Origin of the sequence: Selenomonas ruminantium subsp. ruminantium ATCC 12561, assembly GCF_000424065.1 — a bacterium.
GTDB lineage: Bacteria > Bacillota > Negativicutes > Selenomonadales > Selenomonadaceae > Selenomonas_A > Selenomonas_A ruminantium.
This window is the reverse complement of sequence record NZ_AUJE01000021.1, coordinates 60,396-71,027: the sequence shown is the minus strand read 5'-3', so window position 1 is coordinate 71,027 and position 10,632 is coordinate 60,396. Positions and strand designations below refer to the sequence as shown.

Genomic DNA, 10,632 nt, shown 5'->3' with positions numbered 1-10,632 from the left:
TGATAGCCTGCTTGGTGACATTGTTGGATATACCCAGAAGCCACGAGTATTCTTCAGCATTACGCAAAACAGTGAACTCCTTGCGAAGGTCATAATCACTTTGCAGTTTTCTGCCTTCCCTGAAATTATCCATCTGCTTATCTAAAGCCCAGTTATAGGCAAATCTTGAAGCACCTGCGAACTGAAAAAGTTTAGTTCTCTGCTTGTTGTTTGGCAGTAGTCGTATCCTGACTGACCTTATCATCGCATTCACCTCCCCTATACGAATAATTATACCATGCCTTGATGGGCATTGTACTATTTCTGTATTGGAAAGTAAGTTTGCTTAGACTTTTTATCGGTTTTTATCAACTTTTTATAAGTTATGCTTGGCTGTTAAAAGCCTCTCATAAAGAAAAATAGGAGAGGCTGCGCCTCTCCTCAAAATGCCATCACATCACCCGGCGGGCACCAACATAGCAGCTGCCCCAATAGGAGCTGTCTAAGGAAGCTACGCTGACCCCTGCACTGGAGGACGCATGAATAAACTGACGATCACCAAGATAAATGCCTACATGAGACACTCCCGGACAATACGTCGAAAAAAATACTAAATCACCAGGCATGAGTTCACCAGCAGGCGAACCTACTTCATACTGAACATCTGCCGTACGCGGAAGATGTACGCCAGCATGAGCAAAAACATACTGCACATAGCCGGAGCAGTCGAAACCACTGGGGCTGGTACCACCAAACACATACGGCACACCAAGGTACTGCATGGATTCGGAAATAACGGTACGATTGATGTAATTGCTGCCATGGGACACTACCGGCATGGATTTGCCTAAAAGAGCCGAATAAGTGGACGGCCCTACCTGTCCATCTACAGCCATTCCATGGGAAGACTGGAATACCTTAACTGCTTCAGCTGTTGCCGGACCGAAATCCCCATCAGCCGATACATCGTAACCAAGACGGACCAATTGTCCTTGTATCTCGGCTACCTCCATGCCCTGATCTCCTACGCGGAATGCAGACGCACTACACACAGAAAACATGGACATAAGGATCATGGACAGCGCAAACACACGCTTTGTTGCTTTTTTAAACAAAAAGCCAACTCCTCTCTCTGTTCGCTTACGAGGTTAGCTGCCGGGCTCGGGTAGAGAAGACCACCCGCTCCATTCCTTACACTGTCAAATAATGTAATCGTGAAGTTCGCCCCAAAAAACTTGGTTCCCCCGCTCCTGGGCTGGATTCAGCTTAATCCTATGTATTTTTGTAATACCCAATTTATATAATACGACAAAAGTCGTCGTATTCCTGCAATTTTTTTAATAAGATTTTAATTTTTGCACAACTCTAAATAATTTTCAGTTTCTTTTCAGAATTCATGCTGACATGAAAAGTGGCTGTCGTTACGACAGCCATCTTATTTGCATTTAGGTTGAATAAGCAATCAATAAGCCGAGTTTTGTTCCATCCGCAAGCGGAGGCGACAATCATTTATCTAGGCACGGCAGTTACCTGCCGGCTCAAGCGACTCAACCCGGAAGGTTCCGCGGGCCGCATCATCCCTTCCCTATTTGGTCTTGCTCCGTGTGGGGTTTACCCAAGCCAGCCAGTCACCTGACTGCTGGTGCGCTCTTACCGCACCTTTCCACCCTTACCAGCCGAAACTGGCGGTCTAAATCTCTATGGCACTATCCCTAAGGTCACCCTCGCTGGACGTTATCCAGCACACTGCCCTGTGGAGCCCGGACTTTCCTCATCTGGCTCTAGGCCAGCCGCGATTGTCTTGACAACTTATTTCAACATGAGAAAGTATACCACTTTAAGATGAATCTGTCAAATTTGGTGCTAAACTAAAACTACGCGCTCTCTTGCGCCCGCAAAAGGTATTTGCTACAATTTACTATGAGATTAATGGTCAGATGACCTTTTCTTATTTGTTATTTTTTCGTATAATAACATTATCGTTTAGAATTTATTTCACAGAAAGAAGGAACAAATCATGGCAACTCCTCATATTGGCGCTGAAAAAGGCGATGTAGCAGAACGCATTCTGCTCCCCGGTGACCCCCTGCGTGCAAAATTCATCGCAGAAAACTTCCTGGACGATGTCAAACAGTACACTTCCGTACGCAATATCTTAGGCTTCACGGGTAAATACAAGGGTGTACCGGTTTCCGTACAGGGCACGGGCATGGGCATTCCCTCCATCTCCATCTATGTCCATGAGCTCATTCACAGCTTCGGCTGCAAAAAACTGTTCCGCGTAGGCACCTGCGGCGGTATGCATCCGGATGTAAAACTCCGTGACGTCCTCATCGCTCAGGCAGCCAGCACGGACTCTTCCATGATTCGCAACATCTTCGGCGGCAGCATCAACTACTGCCCTATCGCCGACTATGACCTGCTTTCCAAGGCTGTAGCCAACACGAAAAAGCTGAACCTCAAAGCCACAGTCGGCAATATCATCTCTGTTGACCGCTTCTACGATGAAGAAATCGACAGCGAAAAACTGCGCAAATACGGCATTCTCGCTGTAGAAATGGAAGCAGCCGCCCTCTATACGCTCGCTGCTGAAGCCCATGTACAGGCACTGGCACTCTTCACCGTCAGCGACCATCTCCTGACTGGCGAAGCTTGCTCCGCAGAAGAACGCCAGACCACGTTCAACGACATGATTAAGATTGCCCTCGAAACGGCTATCGAAGACTAATCAGCGCTGGTTGATTCGCTTTACAACAAAACGATAAAGCCCGGCAAGACTATTTCTTTGCGTCAAACACTAAAGAAAAGGTCTTGCCGGGCTTTTTTGACATATTGCAGTTTGTCGGGGAGTTCAGTTCGTGGTAAAGGTATCTTGTTCATACGTGGTCAGGGGCGAACGGGGAGTACTTTTTCTGTTTCCCGCTAAACGACCCCCTCGCAAAATAGAGCTGTCCAGTTACCTGCGCCGGGCAGGCCAACGGCGCTTCTTTCAGCGTATTTGCTTAGCTGCTTTCTCCAGGGGCCGGCCTTCACTGCGTTCAGGCAGTCGCTCCTAACAGAAAAAGCACTCCCCGTTCGCCCCAAGTTACGGATTAGCCTATTGCCACGAACTCGTTGCTCCCGTAACAAGAACATCGATGTACTTGTTGCTTATCACTGCGAAAATGACGTTTTGTACGGACATCACTTAGGGCGGAGGTGGTGATGCTTTTCGACGTGGAACGACTGTCCGAACGCAGTGAGGACTGGCCCACAAACGACAGTTTCTAGAAATTGAGCTGAATATACGCGCCGCCGGTCTTGCCCGGCGCAGGTGACTAAAAAGCCCATATATTTCCTTGTGGGTCATTTCGTGCAACGGCGAAAAGTATTACCACCTACGCCTAAACTGAGCTGTAACAAATAAGTTCAATCTCGCAATAACATCGATAAACCGCAATTTATATGTATCTTTAGGCTTCCTGCAGGAACGCCATATAGCCTTTCTTCACTTCGTACACGTCAATCTTGCTGGTCACTTCCCACGGTGCGTGCATGCTCATCACGCCCACGCCGCTGTCAATAACCTGCATGCCATAAAGGCTCATGATATAGGCAATGGTGCCGCCGCCGCCCAGGTCAACCTTGCCGAGTTCAGCCAGCTGATAATGGACATTGTGCTTATCCATCATGGCACGCAATTCACCGAGGTATTCGGCATTGGCATCGTTGGAGCCGGATTTGCCGCGGGCACCGGTGAACTTGTTAAACACCATGCCCTTGCCCAGGTAAGCTACGTTCTTCTTGTCGTAAGAACCAGCATAGAGCGCATCATAAGCACTGGACACATCCGAGGACAGCATTTTGCAGTTGGCGAGCAGGCGGCGCAGTCCCAGTTCGCTGTATGCACCGCAAGCATTCATAACCTCTGCCACCGTGTTTTCAAAGAAGCGGGACTGCATGCCCGTAGCACCCACACTGCCGATTTCTTCCTTATCTACGAGCAGGCAGCAAGCCGTACGCTTAACGTCCTTCATGTCCAGCATAGCCCGCAGGGAAGTATAAGAGCATACGCGGTCGTCCTGTCCATAGGCCAAAGTCATGCTGCGGTCAAAGCCCAGTTCTCTTGCCTTGCCTGCCGGCACCAGACAGAGTTCTGCGGACTGGAAGTCGACTTCTTCCAAACCATATTTGTCTTTAATCAGCTGCAGGACACCATCTTTGACGCTTTCCTTATCGTCCTTTTTCAGCGGGTAATTGCCCACGAGAATATCGAGGCTTTCCCCTTCGATAACTTTGGCCGCATTTTTCTTCATCTGTTCCTGCGAAAGGTGGATAAGCAAATCCGTAACGCAGAATACCGGGTCGTTTTCGTCCTCACCGATGCAGATTTCCACCACGGAGCCGTCTTTTTTCGCCACGACACCATGCATAGCCAGCGGAATCGTCACCCACTGATACTTTTTGATGCCGCCGTAATAATGCGTGTCCAGATAAGCCAGGCCGCCATCTTCATAGAGAGGATTCTGCTTGACGTCTAGACGGCAGGTGTCGATATGGGCACCTAAGATATTCATGCCCTGTTCCAGCGGTTCCGTACCGATATTGAAGAGCACCAGTGCTTTTTCCATATTGACGGCATAGACCTTGGCGCCTGCCGTGAGTTTTTCACCGCTTTTGATAACGTCCGTCAAATTGCGATAACCGGCAGCTTCAGCCTGCTTTACCGCTTCTTTGACGCTTTCCCGCTCGGTCTTACAGGTGGTCAAAAATTCCCGATAGCCTTTATTCAGGGCTTCTAATTCCTGTTTTTCTGCATCACTGTACTGGCTCCAGAGAGAGTCTTTTTTTTCTTCGCTCATTTCGATTTCTCCTTTATGCTTTCAGCAGATATTCGTTGATGATATGGATAAAGTCTTCGCGTTTTTCGGCCTTGTTGAACTTATCGCGGAGAATGGCTCCATGGGTTATGCCGCGCGTATACCAGGTGGCATGCTTGCGCATTTCCCGTGGGCCGATATAATCGCCCTTGTATTTTAAGAGCAGGTCCAGATGGCGGATAATGACCTCCGCCCGCTCCTGCATGGTCGGTTTGGGCAGGATTTCGCCCGTACGCAGGAAATGGGTGAGCTGCTTAAATATCCAGGGATTGCCCTGCGCGCCACGGCCAATCATCACGCCGTCTGCGGAGGTTTCGTCAAGAATCTTTTGCAAATCCTGACAGGTGCGCACATCACCATTGGCAATGACTGGCACCTTGACCGTCTTTTTGACCTCAGCGATGATATCCCAATCCGCCTTGCCGCTATAAAACTGCTCGCGGGTGCGGCCATGAACAGCGATGGCATCAACGCCTGCCGCTTCAGCGATTTTGGCGATTTCCAGCACATTTACGTGGCTCTCATCCCAACCCTTGCGCATCTTCACCGTAAAGGGCATCTTCACCGCTTTGCGGATGGCCGAGAGAATAGCATAAGCCTTCTCCGGGTCACGCATCAGCGCCGAGCCTTCGCCGTTCTTGACGATTTTCGGTGCGGGACAGCCCATGTTGAAATCCAGAATATCCGCCGTACCCAAATCTTCCACGTATTTTGCCGCTTCCGCCGCCATTTCCGGCGTGTTGGCAAAAATCTGCATGGCAAGCGGGCGCTCCCCCGGCTCCGATTCCAGCATGGTCAGCGTGCGCTCATTGCGGAAGTGAATGCCCTGCGAACTCACCATTTCCGCATAGCAGAGCGGACAGCCCATATCGTGGGCGATAATGCGGTAAGCCGTGTCCGTAACACCCGCCATGGGCGCCAAAAATACTGGCTCGTTGAATGTAAACTTTCCTATCTGCATGTTTTAAGCGTTCCTCTCAGCCGGTTCACGCTTGTCGGCATTGCGCTCGTAGAGTGCCTGCAGGCCCGTCAGCGTCAGGAAGTGGTCAACCTTGTCGATGGTCGCGGATTCCTTGGCAATCATGCGGGCAAGGCCGCCCGTGGCGATGACCTTCATATCCTTGCCGAACTCGGCCTTGATGCGGCGCACGATTTCGTCAATCTGGCCCACATAGCCGAAGATAATCCCCGCCTGCATGCCCTGAATGGTATTGCGGCAGATAATCTGCCGGGGCGGAACCAACTCGATACGGGGCAGTTGCGCCGCCGTCTGGAACAGGGCATCGGCGCTCGTGCCAATGCCGGGCGCAATCACACCGCCCATAAAATCGCCATCATCACCCACCACATCATAGGTGGTCGCCGTGCCGATATCAATGACAATCAGCGGACCGCCATACTGCTCATAAGCGCCGACTACGTTCACGATACGGTCAGCACCAATGGAACGGGGATTTTCGTAGTGCAGCTTAATGCCCGTCTTAATGCCGGGGCCTACGACCAGCGGCTTTAAGTGGAAGTAACGCTCGCACATCTTGACCATCGGCACTACGAGCGGCGGCACAACCGAGGATATGATAATCGCATGAATATCGCTCATGCTGATGCCCTGATAGCGAAACAAATCATTCATCAACATGCCGTATTCATCCCCGGTCTTTTGCCTGTCCGTGGAAATACGCCAGTGCTTCATCAACTTCTTGCCTTCATAGGTGCCCATGACAATATTGCTATTGCCGATATCCAAAACTAATAACAAAGGATTTCCTCCTAATAAAATTCATTTACCACTTGCCACTGCGGGGACGAATGGATACGTCACCGGCCAACACTTTTTTCCGGCCTTCTTCCGTATCCACGAGCAAAGCGCCGTCTTCATCAATATCGGCCGCCTTGCCGAAATAAACCTCGCCGTCCCGCACGCCGATAACCTTGACTTCCTGCCCGAGCGTGATGCTGTACTTGCGCCATTCCTGCAGAACCGGCGCAAAGCCCTGCGCCTGCACCTGCGCATATAAATCATCCATAGCCCTGAGCACAGCCTGAAAGAACTTCACACGGGGCAAAGGTTCGCCTTTCATCATGCACAGCGATGCTGCCACGTCGCGAATATCCTCGGGAAATTCTGACTGGTCAATATTGACGTTGATACCCGTGCCGATGACGATGTAATTGATGCCGTCCATCTCAGCACTCATTTCCGTCAAGATGCCCACGAGTTTTTTATTCTCATAAAGCAGGTCATTGGGCCATTTGATGCCCGGCTCAAGACCAAACACCTCCATGGCTCTGGCCACGGCCACCGCTGCCATCAGCGTGCATTTCGGCGCTTCCTGCGGCAGGAACTTAGGCCGCAGGATAACGGAAAACCAAATGCCCTTGCCCTTGGGCGAAAAGAACTGGCGTTCGAGCCGGCCTTTGCCCCCGGTCTGACATTCGGCCACCACAACGGTCCCCTCTGCTGCGCCCTCACGCGCCAGGCGTTTGGCTTCGTTGTTGGTGGAGTCAATTTCCTCATGACAGATGATGTTCTGCCCGATAACGCTTGTCTGCAAATCGTGCGCGATTTCCCCCGATAGCAGCGCATCCGGCGTTTCTTTCAGCACATAACCCTTGCGGGCATGACTTTCGATATCGTAGCCCTGCGCCCGCATTTCCTTGATATGCTTCCAAACCGCCGTCCGGGAAACGCCCAATCGGTCTGCCATTTCCTCACCGGATATATAATTATCCCTGCTCTCCCGCAGGATTTGCAAAATCTTATTCCGCATGACATCCTCCTTATGGATTGGTCATTTTTTCACACTATACGATTATACCGCCAATAGGCAAATTTTGCCATAGGCAAAAAAAGAGGAAAGCACAGAATCTCACGCCCGCATGACGCGAAATTCTGTGCTTTCCTCTTTATCGTTTTTCTTTATTTACCTTGCAAATGCCGCTTCACTAAATCCCGGATTTCCTAAGAAGAATACTTAGAACCGTTTTACCCCTTGCAATCCCTTTTGGCTCAATGTAATATTGGCGGGAAGGTTTTCCACCGTATGCACATTGCGGAACATCGCGGCGATTTTGCTCTGGAATTCCTTGGCCTTTGCCGATTGCTGATACTGTTCATAGGCGGCCTTGTCCCGATAGAGCTCCATCGTATGGATGATGTTCGGATTATCGTGTTCAGCTGTCACAAACATGCCCATGACACCAGCATCTTCCCTTACGGCGCGAACTGCTTCTGCTGTTGCCAAATGCTGATATTCCGCCAGTTTTTCCGGTTCCACTTCATAACGATGCATATAGGCGACCGTTGCTGTGCCACTGTCTTTCTGCTCCAAGGCAATGCCGTTGGCCTCCATAATCCGCAGGCTCTTCAGCATTGGCAGCCTTGCCGCCCGGTATTCCTGAAAAGCCTCACTGGTGCTGTGAATGCGATAGGCTTCATAGCTTTCGTAAATTTCCAGCAACCGCATTAAATCATGGTTCTTCACATCAATAGCGCCATAAAGCGCATACGTCCCCGCCTCTTTGGCTGTCTGCGGACCAACGGTCTTGGCGCCGATAGCGCCCATGGCCTGCATAGTGCCCGGCGTGGATTCCAGTACAGCCCAATGTACCATCGGCATATTGCCTTCCGGCGTGCGGATGGGATGTGCACCAACAACTGAACTAGCCATCAATATTCCTCCCAGACAGAACATTATGCCTTTTTTCCAGCCCCATGCCCCTAAAGCAATTTTCGGCAGATTTTTCATGCTCTTTCCCTCCATAAACAATCACGGAAAATTAATATTGACATCATGTCATTATTATAAACAATAAATGACACGATGTCAATATTGCAAAAATCATTTTATATCACTTGAAAATTCCGCCATTTTCCTGTCCGTTCCCGCCAAAGAAAAATGACCGCCCGAATTGTCCAATCTACTGCCATGGCCCAGGCCAGGCCAATTACCCCCATGTTCAGCACAATCCCCAGCACATACGATAGCAACAGCCTGCCACCGATGGTCGAAGCCAACGAAACCACCATCGTAAACCGCACATCACCTGCCGCCCGCAGTCCGTTACTGAAAGCGCCGGAATACGGAAAAGCTCCCGCATTGAATACATTGTGAATCAGGACCAGCAGCAAGACCAGTTTCTTGGTCTCCGGTGCCAGTGCGTAAAAATCCAGTACAAAGGGCGTAATCGCGAGGATAAGGATATTCCAGCCCGTAGAAAAAGCCAGCGTATAGCGGCCCAGCTTGCGGAAATAATAAGCAGCCGCCTCTAAATCCCTGGCCCCAACGCATTGGCCGATGACCGTAATAAACACCGGTCCCATCGCTACGCCTGCTAATGCCGCCAGCGACCAGATACTCTGTGCCACACCATTGGCGGCAATCTGATAAGTACCAAACAGCGCCGCCATACTGGTCAACGCCACCTTGACCAACTGAAACACACCGCTTTCAATGCCGTTGGGTATGGCGATGGACAAAATCCGGCGCATAAGCGCGCCATTCCACGCCAAAATCCAGCTGATACGATAAGTCACTGCCTGCGCTTTGCCAAAGCAGACCAGCGTAATCAGCACCGCCGAAATGCCCCAGGCCAGCACAAAGGGCCATGCCACGCCAGCAACGCCGGCCTGCAGGACAAATATCCCTAAAAAATCTCCCACAGCGTTAAGCACACAGGCAACTGCCGTGATATACATAGTAATTCTGGTTTTACCCAGACTGCGGCAGATTGCCGCCCCGGCATAATAAACCGCTATAGCTGGATAGCCGCAAGCTGTAATCTGCAAATAGCGGACACAGGCTGCCATCACCTCCGGCTCCACCCTGCCAAACAACAGGGAAAGCAGCCACTCTGCACTGGACAGCACCAAACCTGTGACCGCCAGGGAAATCACAATGCTCAAGAGCAGCAGCTGACTGGCAGTTCTGCCCGCCTGCTCGTTCTCCTTGCGGCCGATGTATTGGCTGATGACAACGGCCCCGCCGGAGGCCAGTGCCAAAAAGAGATACAGAAAAATAATGTTGAACTGATTCACCAGAGCAACACCGGACACAGCCGCTTCCCCGGCATGGCTGACCATAAGTGTGTCCGTTAGCCCTACCAGCATGACGAGCAGCTGCTCAACAAAAAGCGGCAACATCATCGCCCGCAGCCTGCGTCCGGAAAAACGTTCCATGCGCTTACTTGGCCTCGTAAACTTCCTTTGCCATGCGGAAAGCGCCCCAAGCCTTCGGCCAGCCCGCATAGAAGCCCAGCTGCGTGATGGCTTCGACCATCTCAGCCTGCGTCACGCCATTAGCTTTTGCCGTCTGAATATGATACTTCAGGGAACTGTCAATAATGCCGCTGGCCACCAACGCCGAAATGGTAATCAGACTGCGGTCATGCAGGGAAAGGACATCATTGCGTGACCATACCTCACCGAATAAAATATCATCATTGTAGCGGGCAAAATCCGGTGCAAATTCCCCCAACGCATCCCGTCCTGCTGTCTGTACGATTTTCTTTGCCATATTTTTTTCTCCTTCCTGATTTGCTGCCATAACCGGCATCATATTCGCTGCCAAAAACGCTGCTCCGCAAACTGCGGCGACAAGTTTCCTGCCCATGTTTTTCATGCCATTTTCTCCTTCGATGTAAACAACTGTTTAACTTGCTTATAGTATAGCTTTAGGACATTTACCTGTCTAATACCTATTTTACATTTTTATTCATGCTTTTTGAGCATTGATAAAAGGAAAGGAATGTGCTATTATACCCCCAAAATATCTGACGATTATAAGGCTATACA

Annotated in this window: 10 protein-coding genes, 1 other RNA gene and 1 riboswitch; of the genes, 1 reads left to right on the top strand and 10 read right to left on the bottom strand. The window is 50.5% G+C overall.

What is annotated here, in order from left to right:
* From G598_RS0109625 to rnpB, 3 genes are all read right to left on the bottom strand, one after another.
* The coding region (locus G598_RS0109625) for a helix-turn-helix domain-containing protein (RefSeq protein ID WP_026766791.1) at window positions 1–244 on the bottom strand (244 nt) is incomplete at its 3' end.
* Between the two features lie 187 nt (window positions 245–431).
* Complete coding sequence (locus G598_RS0109620) at window positions 432–1,055, bottom strand: C40 family peptidase (protein WP_102012092.1); 624 nt, start codon at window positions 1,053–1,055, stop codon at window positions 432–434.
* 45 nt (window positions 1,056–1,100) lie between these two features.
* Window positions 1,101–1,256: riboswitch (cyclic di-AMP (ydaO/yuaA leader) on the bottom strand.
* Window positions 1,257–1,430: 174 nt separating this feature from the next.
* Window positions 1,431–1,791: RNase P RNA component class A (rnpB, locus tag G598_RS18655), an RNA gene on the bottom strand.
* A gap of 205 nt (window positions 1,792–1,996) precedes the next feature.
* On the opposite strand from rnpB, the gene deoD reads away from it, so the two are divergent.
* A complete protein-coding gene (deoD, locus tag G598_RS0109615; protein ID WP_026766789.1) occupies window positions 1,997–2,707 on the top strand; it encodes a purine-nucleoside phosphorylase in 711 nt (236 codons plus the stop codon).
* A gap of 724 nt (window positions 2,708–3,431) precedes the next feature.
* Here the strand turns inward: deoD and G598_RS0109610 are convergent.
* The 7 genes from G598_RS0109610 to G598_RS0109580 all read right to left on the bottom strand — a co-directional run bounded on the left by G598_RS0109610 (window position 3,432) and on the right by G598_RS0109580 (window position 10,459).
* Window positions 3,432–4,820 (bottom strand): aminopeptidase, encoded by a 1,389-nt coding sequence (locus G598_RS0109610; RefSeq protein ID WP_026766788.1) that lies wholly within the window; start codon window positions 4,818–4,820, stop codon window positions 3,432–3,434.
* 13 nt (window positions 4,821–4,833) lie between these two features.
* Window positions 4,834–5,799, bottom strand: coding sequence for a tRNA dihydrouridine synthase DusB (gene dusB / locus G598_RS0109605; protein ID WP_026766787.1), 966 nt, complete (start codon window positions 5,797–5,799; stop codon window positions 4,834–4,836).
* A 3-nt stretch (window positions 5,800–5,802) separates the two neighbouring features.
* Entirely contained in the window at window positions 5,803–6,597 is a 795-nt protein-coding gene (locus G598_RS0109600) for a type III pantothenate kinase (RefSeq protein ID WP_026766786.1), read from the bottom strand.
* A gap of 25 nt (window positions 6,598–6,622) precedes the next feature.
* Entirely contained in the window at window positions 6,623–7,609 is a 987-nt protein-coding gene (locus G598_RS0109595; protein ID WP_026766785.1) for a biotin--[acetyl-CoA-carboxylase] ligase, read from the bottom strand.
* A 204-nt stretch (window positions 7,610–7,813) separates the two neighbouring features.
* A complete protein-coding gene (locus G598_RS0109590; RefSeq protein ID WP_080657002.1) occupies window positions 7,814–8,509 on the bottom strand; it encodes a putative quinol monooxygenase in 696 nt (231 codons plus the stop codon).
* 176 nt (window positions 8,510–8,685) lie between these two features.
* Window positions 8,686–10,017 carry an MATE family efflux transporter gene (locus G598_RS0109585; RefSeq protein WP_026766783.1) on the bottom strand — a complete coding sequence of 444 codons (1,332 nt, stop codon included), beginning with the start codon at window positions 10,015–10,017 and terminating at the stop codon, window positions 8,686–8,688.
* 4 nt (window positions 10,018–10,021) lie between these two features.
* Window positions 10,022–10,459 (bottom strand): carboxymuconolactone decarboxylase family protein, encoded by a 438-nt coding sequence (locus G598_RS0109580; protein ID WP_071837965.1) that lies wholly within the window; start codon window positions 10,457–10,459, stop codon window positions 10,022–10,024.
* Window positions 10,460–10,632: the final 173 nt, after the last annotated feature.

What these genes read in the sequence shown, in the direction of transcription:
- G598_RS0109620 (WP_102012092.1), bottom strand. Translation starts at nt 1,055, where the DNA reads ATGATCCTTATGTCCATGTTTTCTGTGTGTAGTGCGTCTGCATTCCGC.
- deoD (WP_026766789.1), top strand. Translation starts at nt 1,997, where the DNA reads ATGGCAACTCCTCATATTGGCGCTGAAAAAGGCGATGTAGCAGAACGC.
- G598_RS0109610 (WP_026766788.1), bottom strand. Translation starts at nt 4,820, where the DNA reads ATGAGCGAAGAAAAAAAAGACTCTCTCTGGAGCCAGTACAGTGATGCA.
- dusB (WP_026766787.1), bottom strand. Translation starts at nt 5,799, where the DNA reads ATGCAGATAGGAAAGTTTACATTCAACGAGCCAGTATTTTTGGCGCCC.
- G598_RS0109595 (WP_026766785.1), bottom strand. Translation starts at nt 7,609, where the DNA reads ATGCGGAATAAGATTTTGCAAATCCTGCGGGAGAGCAGGGATAATTAT.
- G598_RS0109590 (WP_080657002.1), bottom strand. Translation starts at nt 8,509, where the DNA reads ATGGCTAGTTCAGTTGTTGGTGCACATCCCATCCGCACGCCGGAAGGC.
- G598_RS0109585 (WP_026766783.1), bottom strand. Translation starts at nt 10,017, where the DNA reads ATGGAACGTTTTTCCGGACGCAGGCTGCGGGCGATGATGTTGCCGCTT.
- G598_RS0109580 (WP_071837965.1), bottom strand. Translation starts at nt 10,459, where the DNA reads ATGAAAAACATGGGCAGGAAACTTGTCGCCGCAGTTTGCGGAGCAGCG.